Source organism: Levilactobacillus parabrevis ATCC 53295, assembly GCF_001434055.1.
Classification (GTDB): Bacteria; Bacillota; Bacilli; order Lactobacillales; family Lactobacillaceae; genus Levilactobacillus; species Levilactobacillus parabrevis.
This window is the reverse complement of record NZ_AZCZ01000012.1, coordinates 26,977-45,784: the sequence shown is the minus strand read 5'-3', so window position 1 is coordinate 45,784 and position 18,808 is coordinate 26,977. Positions and strand designations below refer to the sequence as shown.

15 protein-coding genes are annotated in these 18,808 nt (G+C 49.1%); 4 read left to right on the top strand and 11 right to left on the bottom strand.

Annotated features, from left to right (window positions below; all coding sequences use genetic code 11):
* Positions 1–342: 342 nt before the first annotated feature.
* Positions 343–3,231, top strand: a complete 2,889-nt coding sequence (locus tag FD07_RS04610; protein WP_081624582.1) for a KxYKxGKxW signal peptide domain-containing protein — start codon at positions 343–345, stop codon at positions 3,229–3,231.
* A 278-nt stretch (positions 3,232–3,509) separates the two neighbouring features.
* Here FD07_RS04610 and FD07_RS04605 read toward each other — a convergent pair whose 3' ends face one another.
* From FD07_RS04605 to FD07_RS04575, 7 genes are all read right to left on the bottom strand, one after another.
* Entirely contained in the window at positions 3,510–4,928 is a 1,419-nt protein-coding gene (locus FD07_RS04605) for an NAD(P)(+) transhydrogenase (Re/Si-specific) subunit beta (protein ID WP_020089342.1), read from the bottom strand.
* Entirely contained in the window at positions 4,925–5,239 is a 315-nt protein-coding gene (locus tag FD07_RS04600; protein ID WP_020089343.1) for an NAD(P) transhydrogenase subunit alpha part 2, read from the bottom strand. Before FD07_RS04600 ends, FD07_RS04605 begins: the two co-directional genes overlap by 4 nt.
* Positions 5,240–5,241: 2 nt before the next feature.
* Positions 5,242–6,450, bottom strand: a complete 1,209-nt coding sequence (locus FD07_RS04595) for an NAD(P) transhydrogenase subunit alpha (protein WP_020089344.1) — start codon at positions 6,448–6,450, stop codon at positions 5,242–5,244.
* A gap of 436 nt (positions 6,451–6,886) precedes the next feature.
* On the bottom strand, positions 6,887–7,699 hold the full coding sequence (locus FD07_RS04590) for a Cof-type HAD-IIB family hydrolase (RefSeq protein WP_020089345.1): 813 nt from the start codon (positions 7,697–7,699) through the stop codon (positions 6,887–6,889).
* Between the two features lie 112 nt (positions 7,700–7,811).
* Complete coding sequence (locus FD07_RS04585; RefSeq protein ID WP_020089346.1) at positions 7,812–9,353, bottom strand: FGGY-family carbohydrate kinase; 1,542 nt, start codon at positions 9,351–9,353, stop codon at positions 7,812–7,814.
* 39 nt (positions 9,354–9,392) lie between these two features.
* Positions 9,393–10,169 (bottom strand): SDR family oxidoreductase, encoded by a 777-nt coding sequence (locus tag FD07_RS04580; RefSeq protein WP_020089347.1) that lies wholly within the window; start codon positions 10,167–10,169, stop codon positions 9,393–9,395.
* Between the two features lie 159 nt (positions 10,170–10,328).
* Positions 10,329–11,735, bottom strand: a complete 1,407-nt coding sequence (locus tag FD07_RS04575; protein ID WP_020089348.1) for a glycoside-pentoside-hexuronide (GPH):cation symporter — start codon at positions 11,733–11,735, stop codon at positions 10,329–10,331.
* Positions 11,736–12,119: 384 nt separating this feature from the next.
* On the opposite strand from FD07_RS04575, the gene FD07_RS04570 reads away from it, so the two are divergent.
* A complete protein-coding gene (locus FD07_RS04570) occupies positions 12,120–13,238 on the top strand; it encodes an ROK family transcriptional regulator (protein WP_020089349.1) in 1,119 nt (372 codons plus the stop codon).
* Between the two features lie 85 nt (positions 13,239–13,323).
* Here the strand turns inward: FD07_RS04570 and FD07_RS04565 are convergent, their stop codons facing one another.
* Genes FD07_RS04565 through FD07_RS04555 form a run of 3 tightly spaced genes read right to left on the bottom strand, consistent with a single transcriptional unit; the run spans position 13,324 to position 15,168 of the window.
* Positions 13,324–14,097, bottom strand: coding sequence for a hypothetical protein (locus tag FD07_RS04565; protein WP_020089350.1), 774 nt, complete (start codon positions 14,095–14,097; stop codon positions 13,324–13,326).
* Positions 14,090–14,800: an ATP-binding cassette domain-containing protein gene (locus tag FD07_RS04560; protein WP_020089351.1), complete on the bottom strand. Its 711-nt coding sequence runs from the start codon at positions 14,798–14,800 to the stop codon at positions 14,090–14,092. Before FD07_RS04560 ends, FD07_RS04565 begins: the two co-directional genes overlap by 8 nt.
* A complete protein-coding gene (locus FD07_RS04555; protein ID WP_020089352.1) occupies positions 14,797–15,168 on the bottom strand; it encodes a GntR family transcriptional regulator in 372 nt (123 codons plus the stop codon). Before FD07_RS04555 ends, FD07_RS04560 begins: the two co-directional genes overlap by 4 nt.
* Before the next feature lie 152 nt (positions 15,169–15,320).
* Between FD07_RS04555 and FD07_RS04550 the strand changes: the two genes are divergently transcribed.
* Positions 15,321–16,037 carry a sulfite exporter TauE/SafE family protein gene (locus tag FD07_RS04550; protein WP_020089353.1) on the top strand — a complete coding sequence of 239 codons (717 nt, stop codon included), beginning with the start codon at positions 15,321–15,323 and terminating at the stop codon, positions 16,035–16,037.
* Between the two features lie 94 nt (positions 16,038–16,131).
* On the opposite strand, the gene FD07_RS04545 is transcribed toward FD07_RS04550, so the two are convergent.
* The gene (locus FD07_RS04545) at positions 16,132–16,803 is read right to left on the bottom strand and encodes a hypothetical protein (protein WP_020089354.1); all 672 of its coding nucleotides are present in this window, start codon (positions 16,801–16,803) and stop codon (positions 16,132–16,134) included.
* A gap of 189 nt (positions 16,804–16,992) precedes the next feature.
* Here FD07_RS04545 and uidA point away from each other — a divergent pair, with 189 nt between their 5' ends.
* On the top strand, positions 16,993–18,804 hold the full coding sequence (gene uidA / locus FD07_RS04540) for a beta-glucuronidase (protein ID WP_020089355.1): 1,812 nt from the start codon (positions 16,993–16,995) through the stop codon (positions 18,802–18,804).
* The last annotated feature ends 4 nt before the right edge of the window (positions 18,805–18,808 follow it).

Below are 18,808 nucleotides of genomic sequence, written 5' to 3'. Positions count from 1 at the left end.
ACGCCTGTCCAGTTGCTCTGTACATTCCAGATGTATCCTATGGATCAACTGGTGCCCTCATCTAGGATTGATGGGGGCTTTTTTTTTGCGCTCATATTGATTGCACCCCATCATTAGTTATTCCCAGGTACTGTAAAAGCAATCTTGACAGATTATTTCACTGAATTAACTAATTTATACTTAACCTATTTTGTGGTAGTATTAAGACATTAAATGCGGCTGATATGCTGCTATATCAGCGTTAAATTGACCACACCTTTTGCCAGTTTTAACTATATATTTTCTTTATAAGTCAACAAGATGACTTATCTGTGGCCATCATTATGATGGGGGACTTTTTGTATGTCTAGAAAACAATATCAGCAGCAATCAAGCACCACAACGAAGGTTCATTTTAAACTTTATAAATCAGGGAAGCTCTGGCTAGTGAGTGGCGTTACCACCCTATCGTTATTAACTGGATTAACTTTAGTTGGAATGGCGCCAGTTCACGCGGCCACGACAAGTACAGATGACCCCACAGCCGAATCATCCAGTCAGAATGCAAACACACAGGGCACCGTTCCGCTAAAATCCAATTCTGGAGATAGTGACACTTCTTCACTTGAAAACAATAAAAGTAACACACCACCAGAGACGACAAGCGAGGACTCAAAGTCTAACCCTACCGATTCGGCTGAAAAAAAAGTCCCTGAATCAAACAACGGTGATACAGACACCTCCAAAGATGGTAGTGTCACTAACAATAATCAGATTCCGAACACACCTAAAGGCTCAGATCCCGCTGATGCGCCAAGCAAGAACAATGATCAATCTGGGAATCCTGCTCCTACAAATAGTATTGACAATAGCAATCCTGATTCGACACTGCCTGGCGACAAGTCAACAGAAAAAATCGACGGTGGCACAGGTTCTGGTGACGTCGATAGTAGTAACTTTTTAGTCAGTCAAAATGACATAAAGACGGATAGCCTTTTTAAATCTTTCTCAGTGGAAGATCTATCTATCTCTGACGATAGTGTGGATACGTTAGCAGACGAGAAAGTCCCAGCAACGACCGTAGCCGCACCGACTTTAAATTACGCTCCTATCATTGGTAACTTCTACGTCACCGTTGACGGTGCAACAAGCTATGCCCTTTATGGAGCAACCGCTAGTGTGTCTGTTCAGCCCTATAGCACAACCAATTATAAAACCAACCCAATTACTGGCGATCAGCAACTCTGGGGCTTCTACATTATCCTCCCTAATGGGGTTACCGCAAATCTAGCCGATTTTAAAACCTCAGCTAGTACTTTTCTTGCAGATTTAAATAAAGACGGATATATCAACAACCTGACCAGCATAGATGTTTACCAGCTTAAAAACACTTCGCCAACAACAACTGAACCAAATGGGCGGGAGGTCTTTTATTTCCGGCCGAATGACGGTGCAGTAATTTCTTCCCAAAGCAGCCCAAATGGTACGAAGCTTCATTTACTTATCACCACGCCTCCCGCAAGCTCCAGTATTAAATCGGTCACAATCAATGCAGATATCGCTAGAAACTTTGATTCGACCACTGGTCAAATGACAAAGCTAACTGGCGAAGACCAACTACAGCAAGCCGTGCAAAACGATATTCTCTTTTATGGCCAGTCGAATACCACGACAGCCACCCCTACTTATTACAAGGCGCTTTCTTGGCAAAGATTTAGCTCTGATTCAAACAATCCCTATCCAGACGATTATCTTGTCGGTACAGCCGGATACGCTAATGGTCTTCCACGTACTGATTCCGAAGGTAACCCCTACTTTATTCTCAGTGAATGGGCCAAAACTTTAAACTATATCTCTGCTAAAGCAGAAGATACTTACAATGTAATTAACAAAGACACTGGTCTGACCTCAACCTTTCATACTACTGGGCTTACCGGATCCAACTACGATCCTATAAGTGAGATCATGGCAAACACGGTCTACAAAGATCCCCAAAATTACCAATTCTCATTAAGCCAAGACACATTCACAGCTGTCCCAACCAATGCTGTTTACAATCCCACAGTCGCTGATGTATCGACTAATGATTTAAAAAATGTAACCAATCTAGACGATCTTACTATGACTGGCCAAACCTATACTGTTTACGTCAGTCCTATCCAGACTAAACTATCCACCAAAAAGGGAACCAAGTTCGTCGCCGGAGCCGCCAACCGCTGGGATCCCAACAATACCTTGGTAGATGCTTTGGACGAAAATGGCCAGCCCATTTCCGTTGGTAACGGTGTTGTCATGACAGATAAGGACGGTGCCCCCGTTTCGGTCAGCGACCCAAGCAACCTGGTCGATACCACTAAGGCCGGCACGTATACCGTCTACTACGCCTATACGGACTCTCAAGGCACTCAGACTATCGTACCCGCAACTATTACGGTTCTTCCGAATAGCAGCACACTTTCTGTATTGCCATCGTCTGAACTGACGACATCGGGAACTTGGGATCCCACAGCCAACCTTACCGGCTACTCGGATACCTCAGCGGATAGCAAACCGACCGATTCAGTAACTGACGCAGCCGCACTAGCGCAAGCACTCGCGGACGGCACTATCAAAGTGGCGTATTCATACCAGAAATCAGCTGGTGGTCCAGCGACTGCCAGCAATAGTGTTGATCCTAAAGTTCCTGGTATTTACACGGTAACCTACACGTATACCGATTCCAATGGCCAAGCGATTACGGCCACATCAATCGTTACTGTTAAGGCACCAGCAACCTCTGGGTCAACGACTCCCGATCCTGGTACCACCACTGCCACTGATCCGGTCACGAGCAAGCCAAGTACGCCAACGACCAAACCGTCCAGCAAGCCTGGGAAGCCATGGCGCAATGTTGACTCTGTCACAAAGCCAACGATCAAGACGACTACGCGCGGAAAAGTGACAGCACTTTCTGCCGCAACTAGTGTCAAAAAAGCGCATGGATTATCCGCGTTAACGACTGGTAACTCGGCCGCTATTGCCACTAGCTGGCCAATCAGAGCCGCCTACCGTTCCAATAATCAAGCTGCTAAAATTCAGTCGACTTCTCACGCGTCGCAAAATGAATCTACCGATAATACAATGGCTAGCCAATCTGGTAACGCTCAAACCACGTTGCCACAAACTAGCGACGCCCATTCATGGCTAAGCTACCTTGGCCTAGCATCGCTTTCCTTGCTTGGCTTCATCAGTTTCCACCGTAAGCAAGACTAACCGTTACCCACAAAAGGTTCATGATCAACGCCAATCATGGCACCGATCATGAACCTTTTTAACGTATTCCAGGCTGTTTCAGTTGTCCTTGCTTTCCCAATTTCACTCCCGTATACTTCTGATTAACGAGTCATTCACAGTTCGATATTATGCCGGATTCTCCTGGGAAAATCACAAGCTTCCCTGTCAGCCCTCACCTTTTTCCGGCATCAAAAAAGGTTCGCTAACGCCCCGCCAATCGGCACGTTTCGCGAACCTTTCTGTTACATCTTTTTAGACTAATCGTCCAAGTATTGCTTCGTTGCAGCCACAATGTCTTGCAATCCAACCTTGGCATCAGAGAAGAACATCTGCGTGTTATCCAGCGAGAACAGTGGGTTTTGGATACCTGCGTACCCGGTACTCATTGACCGCTTGATGACAACCACGGACTTCGACTTGTCGACATCCAGGATAGGCATCCCAGAAATCTCATTCCCACTTTCACGAGCCAGTGGGTTGGTAACATCGTTGGCCCCGATAACCAGGGAAACGTCGGTGCTTTCAAACATTGGGTTAGCATCGTCCAACTGCTTCATCTGATCGTAGGGGACGTTAACATCAGCCAACAGCACGTTCATGTGCCCAGGCATCCGCCCGGCAACCGGGTGAATGGCGTAGTTGACATTGATACCCTTTTCCGTCAGAACCGTAGCTAATTCAGCAACTTCGTGTTGGGCTTGCGCTGCGGCTAACCCATACCCAGGAACAATCATGACGTTCTGAGCGTAGGCCAGTTGCAGACCAATGTCATCAGCTGAAGTTTCCTTAACATCAACTGGCACATCTGGACCAGCACTACCACTGTCACTGTCGCCAGTCCCAAAGCCACCGGCTAAGATATTGGCAACGGAACGGTTCATTGCTTCGGCCATTTGCAGCGTCAGGATCGTCCCAGCAGCCCCAACTAAGGCACCAGCAATGATCAAGACTTGGTTATTGATAACGAACCCGGCAAAGGCAACGGCCAAACCGGTAAAGGCGTTCAAGAGTGAAACGACAACCGGCATATCGGCCCCACCAATTGGCAAGGTCATCAGTAACCCGAAGATCAGTGCCATGGCTAAACCAAGAATCACGAACCAGATATTAGTTGGCGTTGCAATCATGAACCAGGCAGCGACCAGCATCCCCAAGACAACGATGATGTTGAGAATCTTGGCACCAGGGAAGGTAATCGGTTTCCCGGGAACTTTCCCAGACAACTTCCCAGTCGCAATCAGTGACCCGGAGAAGGTAATCCCCCCGATGATCACATCAAGGAATACAGGAATCGAGAACGCAAGGCTTAAAGCGACCCCGTCACCCTTCATCAGGTAATCGAAGATCCCGATAACGGCAGCGGCACCACCACCCACGGCGTTGAACAAACTAACCAGTTGCGGCACGTCAGTCATTGGCACCTTGCGCGCCTTGACGACCCCGTATGCGATTCCGACTGCTAAGCCGGCGATGAGGACAATCCAACCAGTAGCGGTAATCTTACCATCGGCCACGACTTCGATAATAATCATAATAACGGCCATAAACATACCGATGGCGGAAAGCCCATTCCCTTTGCGGGCAGTCTTAGGAGAACGCATCATGTGCACACCCAAGACGTAGCACACCGCGGAAATTAAGTAAATTAAAGAGGCAATCGTTTGTAGGGTACTCATTTAGAATCATCCCCCTCTGATTTTGCTTTTGGTTTACGATCGAACATCCCGAGCATCCGGTCGGTAACGGTATAACCACCCGCCACGTTGATTGCCGCAAATACGGCACCAAAGAATGCCAAGATGTAGAAGACCCAGCTATTGGCTTCGGCTGCAATGACAAAGGCCCCAACCACAACGACACCATGAATGGCGTTGGCCCCGGACATCATAGGGGTTTGCAGGGTAGCTGGAATTTTACTCATAACTTCAAACCCAACCAATAGACTTAAAACAAAAATTGCTAGATTCGTAAATAATTCCTCACTCATCACTAATCAGCTCCTTTCGCGTCGTCTTGATCTTCAGCCGGCGTTTCAGGTTCTTCCGGTTCTGCTGATTTACGTTCCGGCAGTTCCATGACAGACCGTAGTCGGTTACTAATAATCTCACCGTCATAGGTTGCCAAGAGTTCACCAACCACTTCATCATCAATGTCAAAGACCAACTTGCCATCCTCGTTTACATCATTTAAGACAGCTTGCACGTTCTTGGCATACATGTCAGAAGCGGAGGCTGGCAATTGACTAGCCATATCGCCAGCACCCACAATTTCAGCACCATTTGGCGTTGTGACCGTTTCACCCGGCTTTGATCCGGCAACGTTCCCGCCTAAGTCACTAGCGGCTAAATCCATAAATAACGTCCCGGTCTTGGCTTCGTCCACGGACTTCTGGGTAACCAGCAGTGGTGGCCGCCGCCCAGGCACTTGCGCGGTCGTAATGATCACGTTGTTTTGGGCGATGAATCCTTCCAATTCTGCTTGTTGTTGTGCAGTTTCTTCCTCGGTCAATTGCCGAGCATAGCCCCCTTCACCGGTGGCAGAAACGGAGGTCGTCAGGAAAGTTGCCCCCAACGATTCCACTTCACCCCGTGAAGCTGGCCGAATATCGTAACCGGAAACCATGGCCCCTAACCGTTTAGCGGTCCCAATGGCCTGTAGTCCGGCAACCCCGGTCCCTAAGACTAACACCTTAGCTGGCTTGGCAGTCCCGGCGGCGGTGATCATCATTGGGAAATACCGTGAGAAATGATCCGCGGCCATCAGGCCCACCTTATAACCAGCAACACTGGCTTGCGAACTCAAAACATCCATCGTTTGGGCCCGTGAGACCGTCCGTGGCAAGAGTTCAAACGCTAATGCAGTAATCTTCTTGGCGGCTAACTTCTTAACAAAGTCAATATCCGTCAATGGCGATAACAAACCAATCAGTGCTTGTCCAGCCTTCATCTGATCAATGGTTGCATCATCTGGTTGGGCAATCGTGGCGATTACAGTTGCTTGCGTAATCGCTTCTGCGCGGTCAACGACTTTGGCACCGGCCTCAGTGTAGACTGCATCCCGATAGAAGGACCGTTCCCCAGCACCTTGTTCAATCAGTACTTGGTAGTCATTCTTGACGAGCTTACGTACGACGTCCGGTGACAATGCGACCCGGTTTTCACCAGGCGCTTCTTTTAAAACCGAAATGGTAATTGCCATTCAACACATCCCCTTTTTGATAAGCTGTTCACAAGTTAACTATAAAGCATTTCAGGTCACAAAACAATGCTTTCAGCTCCATTTGTGCACAAGCGACAATTCTTTGTGCCACGCGGCAGTAAGTGCTCCCATGGTTCAATGAAATCACAAAACATTTTTCCATTTACGCACTGAATTTTCGAATCAATTAGTTAAGTGGATTTGATAACAAGTTTTAACATTCACAAGGAAAATTGACGACTTATTTTCAAATGTAACTTATTGGTCTAGTCCCCCAGCATTCTACATGCCGTTCCAAGCACACCGGCGTGGCCTCATTTCCACAAATCCAGTCAATGGCCCTTCACACTGGTTTTCGGCCGGTATGACCCTTCATTCTATTCTGTGAGTCACCTTTTCAGTTGTATCACCACGGGTTTTCATTCGCACCCGCTTGCTAATTCAGAACCCAGCGATCAATTGCCTCGCTTACCCCAGATTCAAAGTTTGCGGTGGTGACATGCGTAGCCACTTTCTTAGCTGCTGCCGAGGCATTTTGTACGGCAACCGCACACCCGACTTGCTCAAGCATCGCCAGGTCATTGGCATTGTCCCCAATTCCCATAATTTCTGCTGGCGAAATTCCCAAGCGCTGTCCTAAAGCTAACGTGGCCTGCCCCTTGTCAACACCAACGGGATTCACTTCCATGTAGCGATCCGATGAAAATGTGCACGTCACCGGCTGCGTAACCTGTTGCTCTACCGCCGCCTTTGCTGCACGTCGGACTGCTAGGCTTGGACTCATCGCAATTACTTTCATGATTCGCCCCAACTGAAACTGCGAAAAGTCACCACGCATAGTTGTGGCCGATACGCCGCGCGTCTTCAGGTAAGCCAAGTCAGCCGCTACAGGATGATAAATTGCGAGTCCTCGCAACGTATACACGTGAATTGCCACGTCGAACTGCTGCAGAACTTTAAAGACCGCCGCAGCCACCTCGTAGGGCAGTTCACGACTCAGCAGAACGTGATTTTCCCAATTTTCGACGATTGCGCCGCCATTGTATGAAATCACATACTGATTGGGCTGGTTCCACAGTCCAAGACGTCGCAAGAGCGGTTGGATGCTCAGAAAGCTACGCCCCGTATTCGGTACAAATTTGATTCCCATTTGAGTGGCCCGTTTGATTGCTGCAATGTTTGCCGCTGAAATGCTGCCATCTGCTCGAAGCAACGTCTCATCTAGATCACTCGTTATCATTCGGTACATCTTCATTTCCCCCAATCGAATGAAGAGTCCGAGAATAGTTCCCGAACTCCTCATTTAATCGTTCACGTTTACTCTCGAGCCTGCTCTCGTCAGAAATCGATCGTCTAACGTGTTAAGACTCCTCGATACCGGAAATCAACGACAAGGTGTGCATATCATCGCCCAAGTCATCATAGAGCTTTCGGTAAAGCTTGTAGTAGTCGTTATAGGTGGCATGCTGCTCAGCACGGGGTTCAATCTTATCGCCCAGAACTTGCCACTTCTGAACTTCATCAACCGTTAAGGTGTCCGTTGCTAAACCAGCCAACATCACATCACCCAGGTTAGCTTCCGCATCATCGACAGGTGTCCGGACGGCATAACCCGTCACGTCGGCAAACATTTGAACCCAGTCTGGCGAGTTCGTCACGCCACCGGCAATCACAATGTAATCACCCAAGTCACGGCCCGTGCTTTCCATACTGTGCCGCAAAGCGTAGCAAACCGCTTCTTGGAAGGCGTGGAACAGATCTGCCTTCGTATGAACTAACGATAGTCCGAAGACCATGCCCTTCGCATCAGAGTTCCAGACAGGCGCCCGTTCCCCCATGAAGTATGGGAGAACTACTAATCCCCGACTACCAGCTGGCACATCTTTAGCTTCCGCACCCAGAGTAACGTAGGCGTTCGGTCCACCTTGATTGTGAACAGCAACTTCAGCATCCCCAAAGTTATCGCGGAACCACTTCGTAATGGCCCCGGCTGTGGCTGATCCACTAAAGTTATAAACCAGTTCTCGTGATTTATAAGGATATGGCCAAACGATGAGTCCTTTACCCTTGATTGGTTTTTCACTGACAAGTGCGGCGTTCATGGATGATCCAATGGCAGCTACGTACCGGCCGGGTTCAAAGACACCCATCCCGATGTTAGCAGCACCAACGTCGACACCCCCGGCGATGACTGGCGTTCCGGCATTCAATCCCAAGTCAGCGGCAACGTCCGCGGTCAACCGACCCGCAATCTCGGTCGCATCAACGAACTTCTGTGGCATCTTGTTCATCGGGACACCCATCGCGTCCATCATTTCCTTAGACCAAGTGCCCGTATTCACATCGTAGAAACCACCGATGTTCCCAGCAGCTGAGTAATCAATGGAAACTTCACCAGTTAATTTGTAGATTGCGTAATTGTTCGGTGGTAAGAACATCGCCGTCTTCTTCCAATTTTCTGGTTCGTGATTCTTGATCCACAGTACCTTCGTATACCCGTAGTATGGATCAACCACATCGTTACCAGTAATTTCGGATAACCGGTCCAGGTCAACGTGTTCCTTGACCCATTCCGTTTCACCCGCAGCGCGCCGATCCATCCAAATCAGGTCCGGCCGTACCGGATTCATGTCGGCATCAACTGGAACACCAGAGCCGCCATACAGGCCACTCAGACCAATTCCGTTGATATCATCCGGCGAGACACCGCTTTCATTAACGACCGCCCGGATGGAATCCTTAACACCCTTCAGCCAGACATCTGGCCACTGCTCAGCCCAGAGTGGACGCGGTGTTAGAACATCGTATTCCTCCAAGTCCTGCGCAATTAACTTGCCGTTCGTGTCCATCAGGATACTCTTCGTCCCCGATGTCCCAATATCAGTACCAATCAAGTATTTCATCGTTATTCCCCTCTTTGATCAAACGTTAATCGCGACGGTTTACCATGCCGTGAAGGCACCATCAACTAAGTAATCGGAACCAGTGGAGAAGCTGCTGGTATCGCTAGCCAAGTATACGGCCATTCCTTGTAATTCTTCTGGCTTGCCTAAACGACCAAGTGGTGCCCAGTCATTCCAAGTCTTGATTAATGGCTTCAAGTCAGGTGAGTTCAAGGTCAAGTCGGTGCCCATGTAACCAGGACTCATGGTGTTAACCCGCACACCCTTCTTAGCCCATTCAATGGCTAATGACTTGGACAATTGAATAACCCCAGCCTTTGTGGCGTTGTAAGAGCATTGTGGTTGTGGCCGGTTAACAATGTGTGCTGACATTGACGCGGTGTTTACGATTGAACCTGAACCTTGCTTCAACATGTAACGACCAGCAGCCGTGGAGCAAAGGAAGACAGCGTTCAAGTTTAAGTTAACAACTTTTTGCCATTGTTCAAACGTCATTTCTTCGGCTGGTACATTCAAGCACATTCCGGCGTTGTTGAAGGCGGCATCCAAACCACCTAATTCCTTAACAACCGTGTCGATCATGTTTTGAACTTGTTCAGGATCGGTGACGTCGGTCTTAATTGCAATAGCCTTTTGACCAGTTGCTTCCGCAATTTCGCGAGCTGTTTGTTGCGCCTTGGCGATGTTGATATCAACGATTGCGACATCGGCACCAGCTTCTGCTAATCCAGTTGCCATGGCTTTACCTAAACCTTGAGCACCACCCGTAACGTATGCTTTCTTACCATCAAGACGCATCTTATCTAAAATACCCATGATAATTCCTCCTAAAAGATAAATGTATTTTGTAAAATGACTTTCTTTAATTCACGATTAAGCATAAACCCAAAATTTCTAGAAGTCAATCCTTTTTGGTACCGTTTTCAAATATTTTTATTCGTCTGGGTTACTCGTTGTAGCTAACCCCCATCATATCTAGCTTTCAGCGGGTTGTGACTTTAGCCGTTTCTTTAATTCACGGACAATTTCAGCGTGTTTTTCTTCGGTCAGGGTCACTTTGAGCCAAAAAATAAGAGCAGCAATGACTAACAACACAATTGGAATGTAGAACATAAACATGTTGAATTGACTGACACCGCTAGCCGAGATATCACTAGGCTTAGCGTTCCCCGTCATCCCAACCATCACCGCAACGATGCCGACAATCCCGTTAGACGCCGCACCGGCAAGTTTGTCGATTAATGGCCGGATTGACAACGTCACGGATTCATTCCGCACACCGTTGACCAGCTGCCCATACTCAACACTGTCGGTGATCGTCATTAACGTCGCCAAGAAGATCAGCGGATATGGGAAGAAGTAAAATGACACTGCCAGTAAGACCAGCAACAAGTTTTGTCCGGCAAACAAGAACAAGATGTAACCGATCAACATAAAGGCAATCCCGCCAATGTAAATCGCCTTCCGCCGAATCAGGTCCTCCAGTGCGGGGTACAGGGCAACTGAAACAACCCCCAAGACACAGGTGATCACACCGACCCAGGTATATGCACCAGCATTGCCCAAACGATAGCGGAAATAGTACATCAGTAGAGAATTGGTAACCACATAGCTGAACGCAAATAGGAAATAGGACGCCGCAATCCACAGCAACTGCTTGTTCCGGCCAATCGCCCGAAAGATATCGGACAGCGTGGTGTGCTTGACGTTGGACCGAATCACGTTATGTTCTTCCTTCAGGTTCAGTGAGGTAATCAGTGCCCCACCGGTACACAACACAGCCACAATCAATACGTAACCCGTCCAGCCTGCACGTGTTTGCTGACCAAATGGCACCTTAGAAATCCAGTGAGAAAAGAGCATAATCGCGGGCGTAATAATCACAATGACAATTTGTGCCCCCAAAGTAGACCCAATCCGTGAGGCCGTCCCGAATTTAGTTCGCGTCTTGGAATCCAGGCTGACTGCGGGAAGTAACGACCACAGTGCAATATCACTAAATGAATAGAAAACATCGACGACTAAGAAGGTCACCGCAATCAAGATCAAGTATACTGTGGGACTACTCCAAGCCATTCCAAAGTAATCTGAGAACAAGAACACCAAGCCAACCGAGGCAACGACCGACCCAATCATGATCCACGGTCGGAACTTCCCCCAGCGTGTATTCGTATTATCAACCACCCCACCAATCATGGGATCAAAGATAATCTCACCAACTCGAATCACCACAACCAGCATCGTGACGATTCCTACCATCTTCTCGTCGCCGCTATTCGTAAATAGCTGACTCGTCAGAAACATCATGAAATAGATGCTCAACGTATTATAGAACGCGTCATGACCAAACGTTCCTAAAGCATAGGACAGGTACTTTTTCAATTCCAACACCCCACAAATAATTAGTATAAATCGTTTTGCAAACCCATTTGATAAAATCTATTACTGCACTAGTATAATTGCAATCGTTTTCATAAGCAACCGGTTGAACACTTAAATATCAATTTCACATAATGTTCGGTATCCAGTATTCCCACTGATACAGCGCTTATCCACTACAGATTGTGTGAAACTAATTTGCTTCTGTGAAATTTTCACTTATCCATCCTCTTAAGTTCGGAACCTCGCCGACAACCATCCCAGCCACTAATCACGAGCCTTGCCTGCATTTCTTTGGTAGCGCTTACTTAATTGTGGCAAGTCACTTTCTATTTCGTCTAAATGTGCTACACTAAAGTCATTCAATCATTCAGAAGGGAGCCCACCATGCGCACAAGTAATATGCAATCCATTCAACGTTCCAATTACTCGAATATTTATCATCTGCTGTATGACAATGACAAGCTTTCCAAGCAGGACATCGCGGACCAATTGAATCTCAGCTTGCCCACGGTCAGCTCCAATCTCCAAAAACTAACCGAACGGCACCTGATCATTAAGAGTGGCCAATTAAAATCACTAATTGGGCGGCGCGCGACCGCCTACGCCATCGACCCCAATGTTAGCCTGAGCGTCGGTGTCGAGATTTTTCGAAATTACGCAACGATTGCCGTTTTGAACCTTCGTAATGAGGTTCTCGACATTCATACAACTAATCTTCCCTTTGCCAATGACGACCAGTATGCGCAGGCACTCAGCCAACAACTGCTGACTTTTCTACGAACCAAGGGCTTCAGTTTGACTCAGATTAGCGGCGTGGGAATCGGAATTCAAGGGCTGATTTCCAACGATGGTACGACGATTCTTTATGGTAAGATTCTTGATTGCACTGGGATGAAGACCGATAACTTCGGCCAGTACCTCCCCTTCCCAGTGACTTTCTACCATGACGCGGACTGTGTTGCCGTTGCCGAATACGCAAATCAGCCGACCGACGGTATTTTCCTGTCGATCAGCGAGCACATCGGGACCGCCATCATCATTAACGGAAAAGTCTTCAAAAGCCCCAGCGGTCGGAGTGGCACGATGGAACACATCACGTTAAACTCCACCGATGGCCCCATCTGCTACTGCGGTCGCCGTGGCTGCATTGAAACCTACTGTTCCGTCAGTTCTCTACTCCAAGCAAACGAGGATCTCGGTACATTCTTTGCAGACCTCCATCATCACGATAAGCAGATTGAACAACGCTTCGAAACCTACCTCAATTACCTGTCGGAAGCCATCTACAATCTCCACATGTTTGTTGACCTCCCTATCGTCATTGCCGGCGAGTTAACGAAGTACCTCAGCGAAGCCAATATCACGGCTCTAAAACACCGATTGGGCAAACTATCCGTCTTTCCCGAAACACCAGGATACCTGAAACGTGGAACCGTCGTTGACCACGCCGTTGCTATTGGGGCGGCAATTCCAGCCACTCAAGAACTCTTACAAAACATCTAAATGAACACACAAAAACACCGAGGAACCGTGCTAATTTAAGCACGGTTCCTCGGTGTTTACTTTATTTCGGATTTAAATGATAGGCCTAGTTCGCAACCGTCTCCACCCAACGCTTCATCAGGAAGACGCTGATGAAGGACTCCAATGCGGCCACGACCAGCATCCCAATCAGTGGAATCACCATGTTCGTCAGCCCTTGGACGTTAAGGGTCGTCATGACCTGATTGAGCTGGGCGAACAAGAAGACACCCACACGCATCACCAATAGAATCACCACAATATACAGGATAGCATCCACGACCCGCTTACCCGCAGCTGGCAGGAAGTTATTTGTGGCACTAACCGTCAAGTGGATCAGCGTGACCGTCGTCAGTGCGAGGACAAAGACCGTTAGCACCAGCAACGTCACGGTCAACCCAATTTGCGTAATATCCCCGGCACTGATGCCCAAGGGGTGACTCATGGTCAGTCCCCCTAGCTCACTGCGGATTTTACGCCAAGCAACCGCGAGGCCAATCAGGTGCAAGCCGACTTGTAACAGGATTAGGTACAGGAACATGACCAGCGAAGACACTAAATTTGCCACATAAAAAGTGACGTTCTTAGCCGGAATCAATCGGTACGTGTCCCGTGTGAAAGCCATCTCAGCTTGTCGGGCAATCAGAACAAATCCCACGATGTAGACCAAGCCAGACCAGCCGCTCACAGCTCCCAGAAAGTTCATCTGCGACATGTGGCCCGAGACCAACGTCCAGATCAGGCTGACTGCAATCGCCGCCAGCTCAATCAACATTAACTGGTTAACCGCCGAAAACTTGCTGCGGTTGAACACCTTAAATAATTTGCCAAAATTAGTCATTGTCATTGCCCCTCTCGTACAGGCTCTCATAGTAAGCCTCAATCCCAATATGGAATTCTGCCCGCACCTCATCGGCCTGTCGGTGCGCGTAAATGGTCTGATCCTTAACAACTACGATTTCATCCAGAATCGGTGCAATCTCAGAAACGTAGTGGTCACTAATCACCATCGTCGCGTTCTCCGGTTTCCACTGGATAATACTGTTGATAATCTTCTTACGGCTCATACTGTCGATACCACTGAAGGGTTCATCCAATAAATAGAGGTTTGTCCGCCGCGCTAATGTCAGGGCAATGACTAACTTTTCCTTCATCCCCTTGGACAATGCCGCCAGCTTGAGGCTGGTATCAATCTGTAAGAATGTCGCTAGCTCCGTGAAGCGGTCCGCTTCAAAGTCACCGTAGACCGTTTCATAAAAATCAACGATCCGGGTCAACTTCGTGCTGCCCGCAAACCCGCGGAGTTGTTCGGAAAAGCTGACGTTGCGTTTTCGATCAGCCTCGGCACTCTCGCCGCTCACGGTAATAACGCCCGCGCCCTTAGCGCTTCCCGTAATCAAGCGCATCAAGGTCGTCTTTCCGGCACCATTCTCGCCAAGTAGCCCAACAATCTTCCCGGGGGCTAGCGTCAGGTTGGCATCGTGCAAGATCGTCTTCATCCCGCGTTTATAGGTCACATTTTGAATTTCCAAGCTGTCCGTCATTTGTTTTGCCCCCTCTGTTCAATGTACTGTTGCACGCTCACTAAAATTTCTTCATCGCTGAGATTCAAGGCGTGCAACTGCTGGTAAACATGTGCCAGCTGGGTCGTCACCAGCTGTGTTTTTAACGCCGTGATCTTGGTCGTTTCCATCGTGACAAAATTCCCCCTACCGCGTTTGGATTCAATGATTCCGGCCGCAATCATCTCGCTTAATGCCCGCTGAACCGTGTTGACATTAGCCGTGACGTCCACCGCCAGCTGCCGAACGGACGGCAACTTTTCCCCTGGTTGTAGCGTACCCGTGATGATTTCGTGGTAAATATGATTCTTGATTTGATAATAAATTGGAATCTTATCATCGAAATGCATATCCGCCGCCTCCCTAGTGTTATATTTTACTATTACACTATAACATCAATGGCACTGGCTGGCAACCCTCATGCTTGAATCCGTTCACGCGTTGACATCTTCTCGGCAATCGGCCACACTGAGACTAAGTTATTTTTAAGGAGATTTGATCAATGACCTGGCTACTCATAATTTTATTTGGCTTTCTCGCCGGCTTGGTTCAGGGATTGACGGGCTTCGGTGCGGCTATCATGATGATGATTTTTCTGCCTAGCATTCTGCCGATTGCGGAAAGCGCCGGTGTGGCTTCGCTGATCATGGCGGCCAGTGTCCTCACGCTGGTACTGCGCTACCGCCACGACATCCATATCAAGCGAATCATCATTCCCTTCCTGGTCTACGCCAGTGTGGCGGCCTGGTCGGTTCATCTGGTCCGAGTGCTCGACGTCCACCTGCTGCGCATGCTCCTCGGTGGCCTATTGATTGCGCTGTCCCTCTACTTTTCATTTAACAAAAATGCCGGGACCAAACCCTATCCGTGGCTGGTCGCCGGCATCTTCATGATTATCTCTGGCTTCTTTAATGGTCTGTTTGGTATCGGTGGCCCGTTAATGGCGCTGTACTTTCTCTCGCTAGCCAACACCACTGGCGAATACATTGGGAATATCCAGACTTTTTTTCTGATCGACATCGTCTATATCACCACGCTGCGGGTGTTCAATGGCATTCTCACCACCAGCGTGATTCCCTACATCCTGGTCGGGATGGTTGGCGCCATCATTGGAACGGCGATTGCCGCACACCTGCTGAATCACCTGAATATCGGTACCGTTAAGCGGTATATCTACGTCTTTATTGGGGTGAGCGGGATTTACTACTTGCTGTTTTAAAGAGAAATCCAGACGAATATGAGATTTTCTAAAACTAAAAACAAACGGTCACCCCAGCAAACTGAGGTGACCGTTTATTTTTACCACAACCTATTTAGCTTAACCAACCATCCATTTCAAACTTCTTCATCTGAATGATCTCACCAGCTGTTTCGGTCAATACCTGTGTCGTTGCAGCATCCGTATCAGTTACCGTCTGCCGATCAAACTCGGCGGTCAATTTGGTCAGGCGCGCCTCATCACTGAAGAGATACGGTAATGCCTTTTGCTGCCGCAATAACAACCACAGATTTACATCCGCCGCCGTCAGTTGATGACTGTCGATGTCCTGAGCTAGAGTGTCAGCAACGTGGGTCCGGCTGACCGCCGTTGGTTCATAGATAATGTGCGGTTTCAAATTATTTTGGAAGACGACCTTCTCCACCCGGCCGTCCCGCTCCAGCTCACCACCGATACCGTCATAAATTTCATTAACAATGTTCCAGCTCGTGACGACTTTCAATACCGACTTAAGCTGGACATCCTGTTGCAGGTCATCTTGTAGCCGGCTCTTGAGCTCGTCTAAGTATTGCGGGAGTGCCGCCAATTTGGCTTGGTCAGCAATCTTCATTTCACCCGCGGTCACGGTCAGGACATCCTGGTCACGTAGATCCAGTAACGTGGCTAGAACCAGGTAGGCTTGGGTGGTAAAACGAGTTCGCAGCATCGGCTTCTTGCCAATTCTTTCAGTTAATAAGAGATAATTCTTTGCGGTCGTCAGTGACATTCGGGCATCCTCCTTGAAGATTTCACGGTATATTGCTTACATTTTGCTAGTATAGCACACCCCGCTGGCATACCGTAACGGTTCGAACAGGCTCTCAGTTGTAAGCGCTGTCGGTGCGTGCTATCCTAACCTTGCAGTATCCTAACTCTTCACTAACCCCACATTGATAACCAAAGGAGATTACAATCTATGCTCTATCCCGTCAGCAATTCTGACCGCACCGTCCTCGACCTCGACGGCACCTGGAAATTCAAGGTCGAAGACGAACAACACCCGGTCGAAGTCACCCAGCCCCTCGCCACCACCACGCTCATGGCCGTCCCGGCCTCATTCAACGACCAGACGGTGAACCCCAAGATTCGCCAACACGATGGCTTTTTCTGGTACGAACGTGACTTCACCATCATGCACGCCCTTCAAGACCAGCGGCTCGTCTTACGCTTTGGTTCCGTCACCCACGAGGCTTGGGTCTTCGTCAATGGTATCGAAATTACCCATCACAAGGGCGGCTTCACTCCATTTGAGGTCGTTTTAAATAACCACCTCATCCCCGGCAAGAACCGTCTGACCGTCAAAGTCAGCAACCTTCTCGACCACACGACCTTGCCCGTCGGCAACTATCACGAAACGACCGACGCCGATGGCCGGGTGACCCGTCACGTCGATGAGAACTTCGATTTCTTTAACTACGCCGGCATCCACCGCCCGGTTAAGATTTACACGACACCCCAGCACTTCATCAGTGACGTGACCATCGTCCCTACGGTAGATTTCACTACCGGAACGGCTACGGTGACGGTCACTTCAACCGGTGAGGGGCTCGACCTGACAACGACCATCTGCGATGCCACCGGCCAAGTCGTGGCGACCGTCGACCCAACCACCCACACGGCAACTGTCCCACACGCCCATCTCTGGCAACCCGGCAACGCCTACCTCTATACGGCGCATGTGTCCGGAACTATTGCTGGTACGATCATTGACCAGTACGACGAGCCGTTCGGCATCCGCACGGTCGAGGTCAAAGCTGGCCAATTTCTGATTAACAATCAACCGTTCTACTTCAAAGGCTTCGGTAAGCACGAGGACACCTACGTCAACGGCAAGGGGCTCAACCCGGCCTACAACGTTCTCGACATCAACCTCATGAAGCAGATGGGTGCCAACTCCTTTCGCACCTCGCACTACCCTTACTCGGATGAAATGATGCGGCTGTGCGACCGCGAAGGCATCGTGGTCATCGACGAAACGCCCGCGGTCGGGCTAATGACCCGTTTTGATTTCAATATGAATGCCGTCGTTCAGCCCGACTTCAATGACGGCACCTGGACCAAAATGAAGACCGAACCGGCCCACCGTCAGGTCATTCACGAAATGATCGACCGCGATAAGAATCACGCCTGTGTCGTCATGTGGTCAATCGCCAATGAAGCCGCCAACTACTCGCTGGGGGCCCACGAATACTTCGCGCCACTCTTCAAGCTAGCGCGCCAGTTAGATCCCCAGAATCGGCCCTTAACCTACGTGGGTGAGATTCAAGCGTCACCCGCCGCCGATAAATCATCCGACCTGGTCGACGTACTGGCTCTCAACCGCTACTACGGTTGGTACCTCGATACCGGCGACCTGTCAGCCGCCGAGACTCACCTCCGCGCAGAATTACAGGCGTGGCAAAAACTGTATCCCGACAAACCAATCATGTTCACCGAGTATGGCGCCGATACCATTGCCGGCGTCCACAGCGCTTACGGCGAACCATTCTCCGAGGAATATCAGACCGATTACTATCGGACCTACAGTAAAGTCTTCGATGAGATCCCGAACTTTGTGGGTGAACAGCTCTGGAACTTCGCCGACTTTCAAACGAAATTCGGCATTCAGCGGGTGCAAGGCAACAAGAAGGGCATCTTCACCCGGGCCCGCGAACCCAAACAGGCTGTGCGTTACCTCTCTGAGCGCTGGCGTAACATTCCTGATTTTGGCTACAAATCTAAAAACTAACTTG

Bases quoted from the DNA above. Each gene is read 5' to 3' on its own strand.
- FD07_RS04610 (WP_081624582.1), top strand. From the start codon at position 343: ATGTCTAGAAAACAATATCAGCAGCAATCAAGCACCACAACGAAGGTT.
- FD07_RS04605 (WP_020089342.1), bottom strand. From the start codon at position 4,928: ATGAGTACCCTACAAACGATTGCCTCTTTAATTTACTTAATTTCCGCG.
- FD07_RS04600 (WP_020089343.1), bottom strand. From the start codon at position 5,239: ATGAGTGAGGAATTATTTACGAATCTAGCAATTTTTGTTTTAAGTCTA.
- FD07_RS04595 (WP_020089344.1), bottom strand. From the start codon at position 6,450: ATGGCAATTACCATTTCGGTTTTAAAAGAAGCGCCTGGTGAAAACCGG.
- FD07_RS04590 (WP_020089345.1), bottom strand. From the start codon at position 7,699: ATGTACCGAATGATAACGAGTGATCTAGATGAGACGTTGCTTCGAGCA.
- FD07_RS04585 (WP_020089346.1), bottom strand. From the start codon at position 9,353: ATGAAATACTTGATTGGTACTGATATTGGGACATCGGGGACGAAGAGT.
- FD07_RS04580 (WP_020089347.1), bottom strand. From the start codon at position 10,169: ATGGGTATTTTAGATAAGATGCGTCTTGATGGTAAGAAAGCATACGTT.
- FD07_RS04570 (WP_020089349.1), top strand. From the start codon at position 12,120: ATGCGCACAAGTAATATGCAATCCATTCAACGTTCCAATTACTCGAAT.
- FD07_RS04565 (WP_020089350.1), bottom strand. From the start codon at position 14,097: ATGACTAATTTTGGCAAATTATTTAAGGTGTTCAACCGCAGCAAGTTT.
- FD07_RS04560 (WP_020089351.1), bottom strand. From the start codon at position 14,800: ATGACGGACAGCTTGGAAATTCAAAATGTGACCTATAAACGCGGGATG.
- FD07_RS04555 (WP_020089352.1), bottom strand. From the start codon at position 15,168: ATGCATTTCGATGATAAGATTCCAATTTATTATCAAATCAAGAATCAT.
- FD07_RS04550 (WP_020089353.1), top strand. From the start codon at position 15,321: ATGACCTGGCTACTCATAATTTTATTTGGCTTTCTCGCCGGCTTGGTT.
- FD07_RS04545 (WP_020089354.1), bottom strand. From the start codon at position 16,803: ATGTCACTGACGACCGCAAAGAATTATCTCTTATTAACTGAAAGAATT.
- uidA (WP_020089355.1), top strand. From the start codon at position 16,993: ATGCTCTATCCCGTCAGCAATTCTGACCGCACCGTCCTCGACCTCGAC.